Origin of the sequence: Bradyrhizobium sp. 187, from assembly GCF_023101005.1 — a bacterium.
In the GTDB taxonomy this organism is placed as follows: domain Bacteria; phylum Pseudomonadota; class Alphaproteobacteria; order Rhizobiales; family Xanthobacteraceae; genus Bradyrhizobium; species Bradyrhizobium canariense_D.
This window is the reverse complement of the sequence record NZ_CP064693.1, coordinates 1,426,007-1,441,320: the sequence shown is the minus strand read 5'-3', so window position 1 is coordinate 1,441,320 and position 15,314 is coordinate 1,426,007. Positions and strand designations below refer to the sequence as shown.

The following is a 15,314-nucleotide window of genomic DNA, read 5'->3' as shown; positions in this document are numbered from 1 at the left end:
TGGCCTGTAACTTCAGTTGAATCGATTTTTTGCTGGGGGAACAATGATCCGGTATTTTGCCGCGCCGATTGCCGCCATCGCACTGCTGTCGGCGACCGCCGGCGGCGCCTTCGCCGAGGAGTTCGACTCGCGCGACATCATGGGCGGCGGCCCGAATTTCTTCCGCGGCGGCTCGAGCCCAGTTCCCCGCACCACCGTCATGTATAACGGCAACTACGCCCCGGGCACGATCGTGGTGAACACCTCGGAGCGCCGGCTCTATCTGGTGCTCCAGAACGGCCAGGCCCTGCGCTACGGCATCGGTGTCGGCCGCGACGGCTTCCGCTGGGGCGGCGTGCACCGGATCACCGCCAAGAAGGAATGGCCGGACTGGACGCCGCCGTCACAGATGCTGGCGCGCCGGCCGGACCTGCCGCGTCACATGAAGGGCGGCGTCGAAAATCCGCTCGGTGCGCGCGCGATGTATCTGGGCTCGACACTCTATCGCATCCACGGCTCCAACGAGCCGGAGACGATCGGCCAGGCGGTGTCCTCGGGCTGCTTCCGCATGACCAATGACGACGTCACCGACCTCTACGGCCGCGTCGGGGTCGGCACCACGGTGGTCGTGCTGAACAACTAGCAAGAATCGGCGGCGCGTGGATATGCGGCCTTGTGCGTCGGTTCCGAATACGGCAGCGTCGCCTGGCAATGAGCGCATTGGCCCCGTCTCCGTCCGGCTTTCGCATCGTGCTGCTGGCGCTCGCCACCGTCGCGTTCGCGCCTGACACCGCTACCATCGCCGTCGCGGGCGAATTGCCCGCGATCGCTTCGCGCCAGCGCGCCGAGAAGAAGAGCTTTACCGACGGCGAGATCGTCGACGGCTTTCTGAAGACGGCGTTCGGCGCCGAATACCACCTTGCCGGCCGTGTCGATCGCATCCGCAAGTTCGACGGACCGGTGCGCGTGTTCGCCGAGAGCGATCGCGCCGACCGCAAGGCGCAGCTCGCGAAAGTCGTAGCCGACATCGGCAAGCGCGTGCAGCATCTCGACATCGCCATGATCGACTCCAGCGAAGCGGCGAATGTGCGCGTGAAGCTCGTGCGCGACCGCGATCTGTTCCGCACCATCTCGAGCTTCTACGGTGCGGAGAAGGCCCGCGAGATCCGCACCTCGCTCGATCCGCAATGCCTGTCCGGCTTCCGCAAGAACGACAATTTCGAGATCGAGCATTCCGACGTCATCCTCACCGTCGACAACGGCGATTTCACCTTCCTCGACTGCGCCTATGAGGAGCTGCTGCAATCGCTCGGCCCGATCAACGACACCGCCAGCGTGCCCTGGACCATGTTCAACGACAACGTCTCGATGGGCTATTTCGACGTCTATGACCAGTACATCCTCAACCTGCTCTACGATCCCCGCATCAAGGCCGGCATGACCGTGGCTGAGGTCAAGGCGGCGCTGCCCGACGTGCTCACCGATGTACGCATTTGGGTAAGGCGCGTGAACGATCTGAAGGAGTGAGATCGCAAGGGGAGAAGGAAAGCACCGTGGCGCGGCTTTACGCCTTCTTCGCCTTCGACATCAAAAATTGCTGGCGCATCACGTTGTTGCTTCCGTCGTAATATTCGGAGATCAGCGCCTCGAACTCGCTGCGAAAACTCCGCAGCCTGTCCGGCTCGTCCTTGTACTGGGCGACGAGCTTGATCAAAGGCCCGATCGTCGTTTCCATGGTGCGGCGGAAATGCTGCGGGCTGAGTGCGGACGGCGTCATGATGTCCATCTCGAAGGTGATATCCTTCGCTTTCCCTGCGAGACGTTCGGCGACGATCTTCGGATCCCACGACACCGGTGAGGCCACGCCCTCGGGCGGCGGCAGATGGCGGCCGATCAGCGCGAACATCCGGCCGACATAGAGATGCGGCGGCCAGGTGGAGAAGGCGATGGTGCCGCCGGGCTTCAGCACGCGCAGCATCTCGCCGATGGCGACCTTGGGACGCGGCGCGAACATGTGGCCGAACTGGCTGAGCACCACGTCGAACTCGTTGTCGCCATAGGGCAGGCTTTCGGCGTCGCCTTCGGCGAAGTCGACATCGAGATTCGCCAGCTGCGCGTGCTCGCGGGCGCGCTCGAGCAGGACCGGCGACAGGTCGAGACCCCTGACCTTCGCACCGCGGCGCGCCGCCGTGATCGCGGCAACGCCGGTGCCGCATCCGACGTCGAGCAGCATTTGGCCGGTCGCGACCCCGGCGAAGCTCACGAGCTTGGCGGCCGAGGGCGTGGTGAACACTTCCATCGGCGTGAACAGCGACCAGGCTTCCTTCTGGACTGCCTTGAAACCAGCAAACGGGTCTTGGTCGGCCATGGAACTCTCCCTTCGCTCAATGTCAGTTTTTCATGAGGCTGACGACGGATGCCAAAGGTTCAACGCAAGCCCATGACGGCGACGGCTTCGCCTCCCTGGCGGTCCTATTGCACGAGATCGGCAACGATGGTCGCGGCCTTGAGGCCGGTGCCGGTGAGGACCGCGACCGTGGTCTCGGTCGCCTTGATGCTACCGGTGACGGATAGTTTCTCCAGCGCGGCGGCAGCACTTGCGCTGGTCGGCTCGGCGAACAGGCCCTGCCGCGCAAGACGCCGCAGCGCGGCGACGATCTCGTCCTCGGTCAGCGCGACAGTGCCGCCACCGCTCTCGCGCAACGCGCCGATGATCTCGCGCAGGCGCAGCGGATGCTTGATCGCGGTGCCTTCGGCGATGGTCTTGTTCACCTCGCGCGCGACAGGGGTGTCGACGCCGGCCTTGAAGCTTGCATCGATCGGCGAGCAGTTGAGCGGCTGCGCCGCGAACAGGCGCGGCAGCCTGGTGATCTGGCCGGCTTTCAACAGCTCACGGAAACCAAGGGCGCAACCCAAAAGGCTGCTGCCGGCGCCGACGGGCACGATGACGTTGTCGGGGACGCGGAAGCCGAGGTCCTCCCATATCTCATAGGCGAGCGACTTGGTGCCTTCGAGGAAGAACGGTTGCCAATTGTGGCTGGCATAGAAGGTCTGGCTCGACTGCCGGATTGCCTCGGCCTCCGATTCCTCGCGCGGGCCCTCGACCAGCTGCACCGCCGCGCCATAGGCGCGGACCTGCGCGATCTTGGCCGGCGATGTCGAGGCCGGCGCGAGAATCTTCACGCGCATGCCGCCGGCGGCGCCGAGACCCGCCATCAACGAGCCGCCATTGCCGGACGAGTCCTCCAGAATGGCGTCGACGCCGATCTGCCGAAGGAAGGACAGCATCACGGCGGAGCCCCGGTCCTTGAAACTGCCGGTCGGGTTGAACCATTCGAGCTTGAAGAACGGGCGCAGCTCGCCCCAGGCCTGCTGCACCAGTGGCGTGCAGCCTTCGCCGAGCGTGATCGGAGTCTTGATCTCGACCGGCAGCGCCGCCCGGTAGCGCCAGAGCGAACGCGTGCGCGGCTCGATCTCCTCCCGCGACATCCCTGCCCCGGGCGTCACCAGCAGCGGCGTGCGCTCGTCCGAGCACCAGCGCGGCTGGTCCAGCGGATAGAGCTTACCGTTGCGGGGGTCGATGTAGGCGGGGGCGGGCATGGCGGTCTCCAAGGAAGGCGATGCGGCAAAGGCGATCTGTACGTTTTGGTTTGATGACACGTTTTGTCCGGAAACTCGACGCCCGGCACGCCAACCGTGTGGCGCCTCTTGAAAACGTGAAAACCATAATTACTTCATCATCTTACTGCGGTGGCGGAGAGCTCCGCCAGTGCGGTAGCGTGGGACTCGGGCAAGCGCTGCCGGGTCGCGGGACGACAGGAATTTGGCCGCGAACCGCCCCGCCCCCGCGCAGCACGATTAACTTGTCTGTCGCGACTGCCCGCTACAATATGTTGGATTGAGCTCGCGCCGCCGGTGTTCCGCATCGGCAGCGCGACGAGCCAAGGCCCGTCCGAGCGGCGGGCCGTTGGCTTTTTAGGAGTTTGGTCATGAGCCGCGCGAACCGTACCGACCACATCCGCCTCACCTCCCATCCGGAGCCGGGCAGGACAGCCGCCTTCCCGATCCACTGGGGCGCCGCCGACGCACGCACCCGCGGTCCGATCATCGGCACGGTGTCGCGCGCGGGAGATCGCAACGTGATCGGCAGCCATGGCGGCTCCTATGCGATGTACCGCGCGCTCGCGGTGTCCGCCGGCGCGCTCGATCCGATTCGTAGGCCCGACCTCACCAACACGTTTCCCGCGGCGACCATCGGGCCGTTCCCGCAATGGAGCGATCCCGCCAAGATCGTCGCGCTCGATCCCTGGGGGCATCTCGTCGCCGAGAATTTCGGCAAGGACATCGCCGAGGGCATCGACATCAGGCCGAGCATCGCGGTGACGCGCGCGCGGCTGGACCTGCCGGAGATCCGCGAGGCGCTCGCCGCCAAGCGCCTGCGCGCCGACGGCGACGTCGTGCACGCCAATGGCAGCGTGTCGGTGGTGAAGATCGCGATTGATCCGGTCTGGTATCTGCCAGGCCTTGCGGAGCGCTTTGCGACCAACGAGACCGAGCTGCGGCGCACGCTGTTCGAGCAGACCGCCGGCATGTTCCCTGAGCTCGTGACCCGGCCGGACATGAAGGTGTTTCTGCCGCCGATCGGCGGCACCACCGTCTACATGTTCGGCGACGTCACCAAGCTGCCGGACCATCGCACCAAGATCACCTGCCGCGTGCATGACGAGTGCAACGGCTCCGACGTGTTCGGCTCCGATATCTGCACCTGCCGGCCCTACCTCATTCACGGCATCGAGGAATCCGCGCGCGGCGCGCAGGAGGGCGGACTCGGGCTCGTGATCTACAACCGCAAGGAAGGCCGCGCGCTCGGCGAGGTCACGAAGTTCCTGGTCTACAATGCGCGCAAGCGCCAGGAGGACGGCGATGCGGCCGCCGCCTATTTCGAGCGCACCGAATGCGTCGCCGGCGTCCAGGACGCGCGCTTCCAGCAATTGATGCCCGACACCATCCACTGGCTGGGCCTGAAGCGCATCGACCGCTTCCTCTCGATGAGCGACATGAAGCATGACGCTTTGACCTCGCAGGGCATCGACATCGTCGAGCGCGTGCCGATCCCGCCCGAGCTCATTCCCGCCGACGCCTATGTCGAGATCGCCGCGAAGAAGGCCGCCGGCTATTACTCCACCGACATTGCGCCGGAGAAGGACGTCGACGGCGTGGTCGGGCGTTCGCTGGAAAAATACTGATCGATTGATGGCAGACGCTTTGGAATTGCAGGCCCGTTCGCTGCTTAGCGCAGCAGCGGTTCGCGCGCGTGCCGGCGAGATGTTTGGGATCGGTCTGAACGGCGGGCTGACGCATTTCACCATCGATCTCGATCGCATGGATGGCGTTGCCGACGCCGTTCTCGCCGTGACGCGCGAGGCCTATCCGACGCTGGAGATTCCGTTCCATGCGCGCTGGCGGCATTTCGTGCTTGATGGCGTCGACCGTTGGGCGCGGCTCGCGGACGCGACGTCATGGCCCGACCGCGCGGCACGGGCGCGCGCGGAGTTCGACCTTGCCATCGTCAGCGTGCTGCTCGACGCCGGCGCGGGTGCCGCGTGGCGATACCGCGACGCGGTGACGGGACAGAGCATCGGCCGATCCGAGGGACTCGCGATTGCGAGCCTCGACATGTTCGCAAGCGGCCTTTTTTCCCACGATCCCCGCGCGCCCTTCAGGACCGATGCCGACGTGCTCGCGCGACTGCCACTCGCCGCGCTCACTTCGGCCTTTCAGGTGAGCGATGCCAATCCGCTGCTCGGGGTCGAGGGGCGGACCGATCTGCTGCGCCGCTTGGGCAAGCTGGTGGCGGAGCGGGCGGACGTGTTCGGCGCGCACGACACCCCGCGGCCGGGCGGGCTGTTCGATCACATCGCGGCGCAGGCGAAGGGCGGCGCGGTTCCCGCGCCCGCGATTCTCTCGGCGGTGCTGAATCAGCTCGGACCGATCTGGCCGTCGCGGCTGGAGCTTGCCGGGATTCCGCTCGGCGATTGCTGGCGCCACCCGGCGATCAAGGCCGATGACGCTACCGCGGGCCTTGTGCCCCTGCACAAGCTGTCGCAATGGCTGAGCTATTCGTTGATCGAGCCGCTGCAGCGCGCCGGATTCGACGTCACCGACATCGACGGCCTGACCGGGCTTGCCGAATATCGCAATGGCGGGCTGTTCGTCGATCACGAGGTGCTGCGCCTGCGCGACGCCGCCGATGCCGAGCGCGCGCATGCGGTGGATTCCCTGCTCGTCGTCGAGTGGCGCGCGCTGACCGTGGCGCTGCTGGACCGGCTCGCCGAACTGGTCCGCGCCAAACTCGGGCGCACTCCTGAGACATTGCCGCTCGCCAGCATTCTCGAAGGCGGCACCTGGGCCGCGGGCCGCGCCATCGCCTTCGCGCGCCGGCCCGATGGTTCGCCGCCGCTCAAGGTGATCAGCGACGGTACGGTGTTCTAGTCTCTCGTTCGAGTTCGCGGAAACAGATCCTTCATCCGGCGCTTCGCGCCACCTTCTCCCACAAGGGGAGAAGGAAGAAAGGCATCCGATCATGCAAGGCGTCACGATCGTCGATCATCCGTTGGTGCAGCACAAGCTGACCCTGGTGCGGGACAAATCGATCTCGACCAAATCGTTTCGGGAGCTGATCAAGGAGATCGGCATGCTGCTGTGCTACGAGGTGACGCGCGACCTGCCGCTCGCCGATACCGTTATCGAAACGCCGCTGGCGACGATGCATTCGGCCAAGATCGCGGGCAAGAAGCTGGTGTTCGTGCCGATGCTGCGCGCCGGCACCACTTTCGTCGACGGCATGATGGATTTGGTGCCGACCGCGCGCGTCGCCCATATTGGCCTCTACCGCGAGCCGCACAGCTTTGCCGCGGTCGAGTACTTCTTCAAATCGCCGTCCGATCTCAGCGAGCGCCTGGCGATCGTGGTGACGCCCGTGGTTGCGACCGCCAACACGGCTGTGGCCGCAATCGACCGGCTGAAGGAGCGCGGCGCCAAGGATATTCGCCTCGCCTGCCTGATCGCCGCCCCCGAAGGGCTCGAACGGCTGCGCGGACTGCATCCTGACGTGCCGATCTGGACGGCCGCAGTCGATGAAGGTCTCGACGAGAACGGCTTTATCCTGCCGGGCCTCGGCGACGCCGGCGACCGCGCCTACGGGACGAGATAGGCGCCGGCTTGCAAACCGCGTCACGTTAGGAACAGGTTCGCTCGCGCAAGGTTTTCCTGCTCTACGATGGAGAGCACGATGACCTATCAGGATGACCGCAGGGCAGACAGAGCACGCCGCAACAGCCCGGTGGGCTGGGCGATCGGCGCGATCTTCGTGATCGCCGTGGTCGCTGCCGTCTTCTTCTACAATGGACGCGACGTCGGCCCGCAGACCACGACCTCCAATCCGAACAACGCGCCGAGCGTCACCACCGGATCGAATCCACCTGCTGCGCCCGCGAAGTGATGCGCTGAGGGCGGGCCGTCACACCTTGCCGCTGCCGCAGATCCCCTTCAGCGCCTGCCACTCCGCATCCGTGAGCAGCGGCGGGCCGCTGGCGGGGCGGTCTTCTTTCGTCATGCGCGCGAGGCGGTCCTCGGTCAGCGGATGGCTCGCCAGGATCGACGTGAGGCCGCCGCCTTCCTTGCCGGTGATGCGGAACATCAATTCGGCTGCAGGCTTAGGCGAACGGCCGAGCTTGTGCATGATCTCGATGGCAAACGTATCCGCAGCGGTCTCGGCCTCGCGCGAATAGGAAGCCTCAACCACGCTGCGCGAGGCGAAGATCACGGCGCTCGAGCCAGTGACGTCGCCGAACAACAGGCCGATCAGGAACGAGGTGCCGCCGTTGTAGATCAGGCCGCGCATGTTGTCGTAATGCTTGAGATGACCGAGCTCGTGGGCGAGGATGCCGGCGATCTCGTCGGCATTTTCGGCCTTGTCGAGCAGGCCCTTCAGCACGAACACCTTGCCGCCCGGCAGCGCGAACGCGTTCGGCACCGGGGTCGGCAGCACGCCCGCGGTCATGGAATCGTCGTCGAGGCCGGCGGCATCGCGCAGCCGATTGACGAGCTTGACGAAGGCGGCTTTCCCCGCCCCATCCTGGCACTCGCTGCGCCCGAAGATCGTCTTCACCTGAACCTCCGCCGCATCTCCAATGCGCCGCTCGATCGGTTTCGGCACCAGCGGCGCGAGGCGGTCGGCAGCGAGCGGCACGCCGAACAGCACGACGCAGACAATGGAGACGGCGGCAGCCATCGACCAGCCGACGATTTTTGCGACCCCGCGGCGCGAGGTCTGGTGCTCGTCGAGCCGCATGCAGCGCGCGGTCACGTCTGACGCGAGCAGAGCGTCGCGGATTTCCAGCCGGGCCAGCGGCGGAGCGGAAGCGCAGGCGAGCCGCAAGATGCCGGGCGGGCTATCGGCGCGGCGGATGTCGGCATAGGCCCAGCGAACGGGCGTCGCACCCTCTTCGAGGATCTCGAGCGCGTCACCGAGCGTCAGCGCCACCTGCCGCCTGCGGCTCGACACGCCGTCGAAGAAGATCGTCGGCTTTGCGGATTGCGCCGGGACCTCTGTGGACAACTCACTCACAGCTCAGAATCCCGCGACATCGAGTCCATCGGCAAAGCCTTCGCCGAGCGCGCTGGCGAGCTCGGCGCTGCCGCGCACATCCGCCGCGGCTCCGATGTTGTGCACCTCGACAGTTTCCAGCACCTTGGCCCAGAGATCGCGCTGGAGATAGACCCGCATGACGATGTTGAGGGCGAGAGCGAGTGCGAAGTAGCCGATCACCATCATCACCAGCGTCGGGATGCTCTTGGCGGCATTGCCCCGCACCAACGCCTGCTCGACCGAAAGACCGCTCAGCTTGACGACGAGCATGGTCGCTCCGCCGATATAGGCGGCGAAGATGGCCGAGAGCAGCATCCACCAGCCGATCACTTTCCAGTACAACGCGTAGAATGCGTTGTGCGGCAATTGCGAGGACACGCTGACGTCGCCGATGCGGATACCGTCGAGCCACCAGCGCCACTCGCGCGCCTTGAACTCGGCATAGAAGAACGGCGCGAGCGGGAAGATCACCATCGCGATCGGGCTCAGCAGCCACAGCCACCAGCCGCGCTTGAAGAATGTCCAGCCGTCGCCTTCGAAATCGCCGCGTAAATCGCCGTAATGGGTGTGCCGCATCTTGTAGCGTTCGAGCGAGGCCTCGCGCCACGGCAATGCGAGCCCGAGCGTCAGGAACACGAGCAAGCCCCACAGCATGGCGCGGAACGAATAGGCCCAGCCCGATCCGTCCATCCAGAACCGCACGCCGCGCCAGACCGTGCGCGTCAGGCGATAGCGCCGCGCGCGAAAGATCGCAAACTGACCAAAGGCGTAGAAGCTGATGAACAGCGGCGTCGAGGCAAAGCCCTGCCAGCGTTCGAACTCGATACCGACAAGGAAGTAAGCGAGGTAGATCGGCACCAGGATCGCGAGCGCGAACAGGAAGCCGACCAGCAGCTCCTTGGCCCGCCCGGTATATTCGGCGGCGTCGCCATCAACCGCGGTGTTCGCCCACAGATGACGGCGGATGTCGGTGACGAGCCAGAACCGGTAGAAGCCGAAGGTGACGAGCTCGAGCAGGGCACCCTTGGTGACCAATTTGCGAAACTCGGTACGGTTGCCGGTGAAATCGACCCGCGTGGGCGGCAGCGGCGGGGGTAAGGGTTCGGAGCCGATGGGGGCCCATTGCATGTCGTTCACGGCGGCAACCTCGGGGTGCGGACCTGGTTCGATCAAACTTATAGATCAGAGATTAGTCGATCCCCAAGATGGGCGGGTTCGATTTAGCTCGATTCCGGTCGATTTCTGGCACGATTCCACGGCCGAGGGCGTGCGCGAGATCACGTTGTTGGATCAATGGCCTCGTAGTCCGGATGGAGCGCAGTGCAATCCGGGACAGCGGCAGTGGCGGACCGAATCCCGGATTTCGCTCCGCTCCATCCGGGCTACATCACACCCATGTGGCAAAACTCGCCCTTGCTCCGGCGCAGACAACCGGCTGTAATTGCAAATCAAATACCGCAGCGCAGAATTCAACGAGAACGCGCGGTTGATGTCAGGGAGAGCGGTCATGCATGGGACCATCGAAAACGCGGCGAAGCTCGACGCGTTACGCGCACGCGCTACGTCACTGCCGCTGGAGCAGTTCGATCCGGGCGACCCAGAGCTGTTCAGGACCGATACGTTCTGGCCCTATTTCGATCGCCTGCGCCGCGAAGATCCCGTGCACTATTGCAAGGACTCGATGTTCGGGCCGTATTGGTCGGTGACGCGCTACAACGACATCATGGAGATCGAGACCAATCATTCGGTATTCTCCTCGGCCTCCTCGCTCGGCGGCATCACCATCCGCGACATCGATCCGGAACTGCGCCGCGAGAGCTTCATCTCGATGGACCCGCCGCGCCATGCGGCGCAGCGCAAGACCGTGGCGCCGATGTTCACGCCGACGCATCTGGACAATCTCGCGCTCAGCATCCGCCAGCGCTCGGCCGAGTGCCTGGACAATCTGCCCCGCGGCGAGGTGTTCGACTGGGTCGACCATGTCTCGATCGAGCTCACCACGCAGATGCTCGCGGTGCTGTTCGACTTTCCCTGGGAGGATCGCCGCAAGCTGACGCGCTGGTCGGACATCGCGACCACCATTCCCGGCCCCGACGGCCTCGTCGCCACCGAAGACGAGCGTCAGGCCGAGCTGACGGAATGCGCGGGCTATTTCACGCGACTGTGGAAGGAACGCATCGAACAGCCGCCGAAGAGCGACCTGTTGTCGATGATGGCGCATGGCGCCGCGACGCGCGACATGGACGCGAAGAACTTCCTCGGCAATCTCATCCTTCTGATCGTCGGCGGCAACGACACCACCCGCAACACCATGTCGGGCTCGCTCCACGCGCTGAGCCAGCACCCGGAGCAATATCGCAAGCTGCGCGAAAACCCAGCGCTTCTCGACAGCTTCGTGCCGGAAGTGATCCGCTGGCAGACGCCGCTGGCCCATATGCGGCGCACAGCGCTTGCGGACTTCGAGTTCCGCGGCAAGCAGATCAAGAAAGGTGACAAGGTCGTGATGTGGTACGTCTCGGGCAACCGCGACGCCGATGCGATCGAAAAGCCTTACGAATTCATCATTGACCGCGCGCGGCCGCGCACGCATCTCTCGTTCGGCTTCGGCATCCACCGCTGCGTCGGCTTGCGGCTTGCCGAACTCCAGCTCAAGATTATCTGGGAAGAGATCCTCAAGCGATTCGACCATATCGAGGTGGTCGGCGAACCCAAGCGGGTCTATTCGAGTTTCGTGAAGGGTCTTGAAACCTTGCCGGTGAAGATCGCGGCTTAGATTCGCAAAGATGAGTTCGACACGTCCACAAGGAAGCTGTGCCCCCTCTCCCGCACGCGGGAGAGGTCAAGCAAGCAACTGGAGCAAACCACCATGAACATCCAAGCGCCGGTTCAAGTGGACAAGGCCGAACGCATGCGCAGGGCGCGCGAGGAGGCCTATGCGACGCCGCTGGCGCAATTCCACCCGGGCGCGCCCAGGCTGTTCCAGGACGACACCCTGTGGCCGTGGTTCGAGCGGCTGCGCAAGGAAGAGCCGGTGCATTACTGCACCAATGCGCCGATCGAGCCGTATTGGTCGGTGGTGAAGTACAACGACATCATGCATGTCGACACCAATCACGGCCTGTTCTCCTCGGATTCAACGCTCGGCGGCATCGGGATCCGCGACGTGCCGGAAGGCTATGACTGGCCGAGCTTCATCGCCATGGACCAGCCGCGTCATTCGTCGCAGCGCAAGACGGTGTCGCCGATGTTCACGCCGACGCATCTGGACGAACTGGCAAAACTGATCCGCCAGCGCTCGCAGACCGTGCTCGACAATCTGCCGCGCAACGAGACCTTCAATTTCGTCGAGCGCGTCTCGATCGAGCTGACGACGCAGATGCTAGCCACCCTGTTCGACTTCCCCTGGGAAGAACGGCGCAAGCTGACGCGCTGGTCCGATGTCGCGACCGCGCTGCCCAAGAGCGGCATCGTGGCCTCGGCCGAAGAGCGCCGCCGCGAGATGGACGAATGCTACGCCTACATGTCCAAGCTCTGGAACGAGCGCGTCAACTCCGCGCCGCGCAACGACCTGCTGTCGCTGATGGCGCACAACGACGCCACGCGCTTCATGGACCCCGATAATCTCATGGGCAACATCATCCTGCTCATCGTCGGCGGCAACGACACCACGCGCAACACCATGACCGGCTCGGTGCTGGCATTGAACGAGAATCCGGAGCAGTACGACAGGCTGCGCGCCAACCCGGAACTGATCGATTCCATGGTGCCCGAAGTGATCCGCTGGCAGACCCCGCTCGCGCATATGCGGCGCACCGCGCTGCAGGACACTGAAGTTGGCGGCAAGCACATCAAGAAGGGCGACCGCGTCGTGATGTGGTACGTCTCCGGCAATCGCGACGAGGAGATGTTCGAAAAGCCGAACGAGTTCATCATCGACCGCCCGCGGCCGCGGACCCATCTCTCCTTCGGCTTCGGCATCCACCGCTGCGTCGGCATGCGCCTCGCCGAACTCCAGCTCAAGATCGTCTGGGAAGAGATGCTGAAGCGCTTCGACCGCATCGAGGTAGTCGGCGAGCCCAAGCGGATCTATTCGAGCTTCATCAAGGGGTACGAGTCGCTGCCGGTGAGGATTCCGGGGTAGAGTGCTCGCTATACGGCAGGTGTTTCTCAACCTCAGCTGTCATGCTCCGCGACCCGGCTACGCCAAGGCTTCGCCGGGCTGAGGTCCAGGGGCGCCGAAGCTTTAGCGTAGGCGGCAAGCGGGGCATCCAGTATGCCGCGGCTTCTCGGCTCAAGCACTGCGGGCTCTGGAATACTGGATTTGCCCACCTTCGCGGGCAATGACACGCGGGGGTGGATTGAGAGCGGGCGACTCCACCCCAGCTATAAAATTCCGGCATGACAGCTCGCGCAACATGCGATGGGTCGCATACGGCCTTCTGTCCTAAACCGCACCGCCACATCTAACTCAACTTGATGTCCCACACGCCGTCCTTGCGGCAGGCGGCGACTTCCTCGCGCAGGAGGGCGGTGACGGCAAGCGAGGCCGTCGAGACCGGACGGTCGATCGGAGAGGCGAATATGAGTTCGCGCGTCATCGGCTTCGAGACGACAGCCGTTTCCAGCCGCCCGTCCGCGACCTCGCCGTGGACCGACGAGGGCGGCAGCAGCGCGAAGCCGAGGCCTTCCTCGACGAGGCTCGTGAGCACGCGGAACGAATCCGCCTCGAGCTGGACGTTGAGCTTGATCTTGCGCTGGGCCGCCGCATGCTCGATCAGCGCACGGAGACCGTGGGAATGACTGGGCAGCACCAGCCGTTGCCGCAGCAGCCAGCCGACATCGACGCTCTTCTTGCGCGCGAGGCCACAACCGCGCGGACCAACCGCGACGATGTTGTCGCGCCCCAAGCTCTCCACGTTGAGATGCAGATCGGCGGAGCGGCCGTAGAGGATGGCGAGATCCATCTCGCCGCGATGCAGCCATTCGACGAGATGGCCGCTGTAGCTCTCGACGATGCGCAGCGAAATGCCGGGAAATTTTTCGACGCAGCGCCGCGCGAAGCGCGCCGACAGCACGCAGCTCACGGTCGGGACCAGGCCGAGCACGACCTGGCCCGATGGCGGCCCCTTGGACGACTGGATGTCGTCGCGGATCTGGTCGATCTGCCGCACGATACCGGAGGTGCGCGCCAGCAAGAGGCGGCCGGCATCCGTGAGCACCATGCCGCGGCCGTTGCGGGTGAACAATTCCGTGCGCAGCTCGTGTTCCAGGAGCTTGATCTGCCTGGAGAGCGCCGGCTGCGCCACGCGCAACGTATCGGACGCCTTGGAGAGGCTGCCGAGCTCCGCCACGCAACTGAAGGTCCTGAGCTGACGGAAATCCATGCTTGCCAATCCTGGAAGGCTACTCCATACGCTATAGCAAATGAGCATAGGGGGCTGGCAGTGTTTTCACAACGCCAGAGGATCGGCCGGCGTTATCTTAACTGCCGCACATACGGGAAACCCCATGAGTGAAGAACACCACACCGAAGATCACGCCGACATCCGCGAAGCCGTCGCAAAGCTCTGCGCGCAGTTTCCCGGCGAATACTGGCGCAAGCTCGACCGTGAGATGGCCTACCCGAAGGCCTTCGTCGACGCGCTGACCGAGGCCGGCTATCTCTCGGTGCTGATCCCCGAGGAATATGGCGGCGCGGGCTTGAAGCTTTCAGCGGCCGCGGCGATCCTCGAAGAGATCCAGCGCGCGGGCTGCAACGGCGGCGGCTGCCACGCCCAGATGTACACGATGGGCACCGTGCTGCGGCACGGCAATGACGAGCAGAAGGCAAAATATCTGCCGAAGGTCGCGAGCGGCGAATTACGGCTGCAGGCCTTCGGCGTCACCGAGCCGACCAGCGGCACCGACACCACTTCGCTGAAGACCTTCGCGCGCAAGGACGGCAACGCCGGCTACGTCGTCAACGGCCAGAAGATCTGGACCAGCCGCGCCGAACATTCCGACCTGATGCTCCTGCTGGCGCGCACCACGCCGAAGGACCAGGTCAAGAAGCGCACGGATGGACTTTCGGTGTTCATCGTCGACATGCGCGAGGCCAAGAACAAGGGCCTCGAGATCCGCCCGATCCGCACCATGATGAACCATGCCACCACCGAAGTGTTCTTTACCGACATGAAGGTGCCGGCGGAAAATCTGATCGGCGAAGAGGGCAAGGGCTTTCGCTACATCCTCTCCGGCATGAATGCCGAGCGCATTTTGATTGCTGCCGAATGCGTCGGCGACGCCAAATGGTTCATCGCCAAGGCCACCAGCTACGCCAAGGAGCGCAGCGTTTTCGGCCGGCCGATCGGCCAGAACCAAGGCATCCAGTTCCCGATCGCCAAGGCCTACGCCGCGATGCGCGCGGCCGAACTGATGGTGAAGGAAGCGACGCGCAAATACGAGGCCGGGCTCGACTGCGGCGCGGAGGCCAACATGGCCAAGATGCTCGCGGCCGATGCGTCGTGGGAAGCGGCGAATGCCTGCGTCCAGACCCATGGCGGCTTCGGCTTCGCCGAGGAGTACGACGTCGAGCGCAAATTCCGTGAGACGCGGCTCTATCAGGTCGCGCCGATCTCGACCAACCTCGTGCTGTCCTTCATCGCCGAGCACGTCCTCGGCATGCCCCGCTCGTACTGAGGCAGCC

Annotated in this window: 14 protein-coding genes; 9 read left to right on the top strand and 5 right to left on the bottom strand. The window is 64.7% G+C overall.

Going from position 1 to position 15,314, the window contains the following annotated elements; all coding sequences use genetic code 11:
• The first annotated feature begins 43 nt into the window (after window positions 1–43).
• Window positions 44–622: a L,D-transpeptidase gene (locus IVB19_RS06920; RefSeq protein WP_007596474.1), complete on the top strand. Its 579-nt coding sequence runs from the start codon at window positions 44–46 to the stop codon at window positions 620–622.
• A gap of 68 nt (window positions 623–690) precedes the next feature.
• Window positions 691–1,506: a DUF2927 domain-containing protein gene (locus tag IVB19_RS06915; RefSeq protein ID WP_018453696.1), complete on the top strand. Its 816-nt coding sequence runs from the start codon at window positions 691–693 to the stop codon at window positions 1,504–1,506.
• A 37-nt stretch (window positions 1,507–1,543) separates the two neighbouring features.
• On the opposite strand, the gene IVB19_RS06910 is transcribed toward IVB19_RS06915, so the two are convergent.
• Together IVB19_RS06910 and IVB19_RS06905 are read right to left on the bottom strand one after the other, a co-directional pair.
• Window positions 1,544–2,347: a class I SAM-dependent methyltransferase gene (locus IVB19_RS06910; RefSeq protein WP_247821171.1), complete on the bottom strand. Its 804-nt coding sequence runs from the start codon at window positions 2,345–2,347 to the stop codon at window positions 1,544–1,546.
• Window positions 2,348–2,451: 104 nt separating this feature from the next.
• Complete coding sequence (locus IVB19_RS06905) at window positions 2,452–3,579, bottom strand: threonine synthase (protein ID WP_247821170.1); 1,128 nt, start codon at window positions 3,577–3,579, stop codon at window positions 2,452–2,454.
• 389 nt (window positions 3,580–3,968) lie between these two features.
• Between IVB19_RS06905 and IVB19_RS06900 the strand changes: the two genes are divergently transcribed.
• The 4 genes from IVB19_RS06900 (at window position 3,969) to IVB19_RS06885 (ending at window position 7,480) form a co-directional block, all read left to right on the top strand.
• Window positions 3,969–5,225, top strand: coding sequence for a GTP cyclohydrolase II (locus IVB19_RS06900; RefSeq protein ID WP_018453693.1), 1,257 nt, complete (start codon window positions 3,969–3,971; stop codon window positions 5,223–5,225).
• Window positions 5,226–5,232: 7 nt separating this feature from the next.
• On the top strand, window positions 5,233–6,471 hold the full coding sequence (locus IVB19_RS06895) for a URC4/urg3 family protein (RefSeq protein ID WP_247296112.1): 1,239 nt from the start codon (window positions 5,233–5,235) through the stop codon (window positions 6,469–6,471).
• A gap of 91 nt (window positions 6,472–6,562) precedes the next feature.
• A complete protein-coding gene (gene upp / locus IVB19_RS06890) occupies window positions 6,563–7,192 on the top strand; it encodes a uracil phosphoribosyltransferase (RefSeq protein ID WP_007614501.1) in 630 nt (209 codons plus the stop codon).
• A 78-nt stretch (window positions 7,193–7,270) separates the two neighbouring features.
• On the top strand, window positions 7,271–7,480 hold the full coding sequence (locus IVB19_RS06885; protein WP_026232575.1) for a hypothetical protein: 210 nt from the start codon (window positions 7,271–7,273) through the stop codon (window positions 7,478–7,480).
• Between the two features lie 18 nt (window positions 7,481–7,498).
• Here the strand turns inward: IVB19_RS06885 and IVB19_RS06880 are convergent, their stop codons facing one another.
• Together IVB19_RS06880 and IVB19_RS06875 are read right to left on the bottom strand one after the other, a co-directional pair.
• Window positions 7,499–8,608: a M48 family metallopeptidase gene (locus tag IVB19_RS06880; RefSeq protein WP_026232574.1), complete on the bottom strand. Its 1,110-nt coding sequence runs from the start codon at window positions 8,606–8,608 to the stop codon at window positions 7,499–7,501.
• A 3-nt stretch (window positions 8,609–8,611) separates the two neighbouring features.
• Window positions 8,612–9,757, bottom strand: coding sequence for a YjgN family protein (locus IVB19_RS06875; protein ID WP_026232573.1), 1,146 nt, complete (start codon window positions 9,755–9,757; stop codon window positions 8,612–8,614).
• Between the two features lie 379 nt (window positions 9,758–10,136).
• Here IVB19_RS06875 and IVB19_RS06870 point away from each other — a divergent pair, with 379 nt between their 5' ends.
• Entirely contained in the window at window positions 10,137–11,402 is a 1,266-nt protein-coding gene (locus IVB19_RS06870; RefSeq protein ID WP_018453688.1) for a cytochrome P450, read from the top strand.
• Between the two features lie 93 nt (window positions 11,403–11,495).
• Window positions 11,496–12,770, top strand: coding sequence for a cytochrome P450 (locus tag IVB19_RS06865; protein WP_018453687.1), 1,275 nt, complete (start codon window positions 11,496–11,498; stop codon window positions 12,768–12,770).
• 322 nt (window positions 12,771–13,092) lie between these two features.
• Here the strand turns inward: IVB19_RS06865 and IVB19_RS06860 are convergent, their stop codons facing one another.
• Window positions 13,093–14,013, bottom strand: a complete 921-nt coding sequence (locus IVB19_RS06860; protein ID WP_085349559.1) for a LysR substrate-binding domain-containing protein — start codon at window positions 14,011–14,013, stop codon at window positions 13,093–13,095.
• Window positions 14,014–14,137: 124 nt separating this feature from the next.
• Here IVB19_RS06860 and IVB19_RS06855 point away from each other — a divergent pair, with 124 nt between their 5' ends.
• On the top strand, window positions 14,138–15,307 hold the full coding sequence (locus tag IVB19_RS06855) for an acyl-CoA dehydrogenase family protein (protein ID WP_018453685.1): 1,170 nt from the start codon (window positions 14,138–14,140) through the stop codon (window positions 15,305–15,307).
• Window positions 15,308–15,314 lie beyond the last annotated feature (7 nt).

Bases quoted from the DNA above. Each gene is read 5' to 3' on its own strand.
- IVB19_RS06920 (WP_007596474.1), top strand. From the start codon at position 44: ATGATCCGGTATTTTGCCGCGCCGATTGCCGCCATCGCACTGCTGTCG.
- IVB19_RS06915 (WP_018453696.1), top strand. From the start codon at position 691: ATGAGCGCATTGGCCCCGTCTCCGTCCGGCTTTCGCATCGTGCTGCTG.
- IVB19_RS06910 (WP_247821171.1), bottom strand. From the start codon at position 2,347: ATGGCCGACCAAGACCCGTTTGCTGGTTTCAAGGCAGTCCAGAAGGAA.
- IVB19_RS06905 (WP_247821170.1), bottom strand. From the start codon at position 3,579: ATGCCCGCCCCCGCCTACATCGACCCCCGCAACGGTAAGCTCTATCCG.
- IVB19_RS06900 (WP_018453693.1), top strand. From the start codon at position 3,969: ATGAGCCGCGCGAACCGTACCGACCACATCCGCCTCACCTCCCATCCG.
- IVB19_RS06895 (WP_247296112.1), top strand. From the start codon at position 5,233: ATGGCAGACGCTTTGGAATTGCAGGCCCGTTCGCTGCTTAGCGCAGCA.
- upp (WP_007614501.1), top strand. From the start codon at position 6,563: ATGCAAGGCGTCACGATCGTCGATCATCCGTTGGTGCAGCACAAGCTG.
- IVB19_RS06885 (WP_026232575.1), top strand. From the start codon at position 7,271: ATGACCTATCAGGATGACCGCAGGGCAGACAGAGCACGCCGCAACAGC.
- IVB19_RS06875 (WP_026232573.1), bottom strand. From the start codon at position 9,757: ATGCAATGGGCCCCCATCGGCTCCGAACCCTTACCCCCGCCGCTGCCG.
- IVB19_RS06870 (WP_018453688.1), top strand. From the start codon at position 10,137: ATGCATGGGACCATCGAAAACGCGGCGAAGCTCGACGCGTTACGCGCA.
- IVB19_RS06865 (WP_018453687.1), top strand. From the start codon at position 11,496: ATGAACATCCAAGCGCCGGTTCAAGTGGACAAGGCCGAACGCATGCGC.
- IVB19_RS06860 (WP_085349559.1), bottom strand. From the start codon at position 14,013: ATGGATTTCCGTCAGCTCAGGACCTTCAGTTGCGTGGCGGAGCTCGGC.
- IVB19_RS06855 (WP_018453685.1), top strand. From the start codon at position 14,138: ATGAGTGAAGAACACCACACCGAAGATCACGCCGACATCCGCGAAGCC.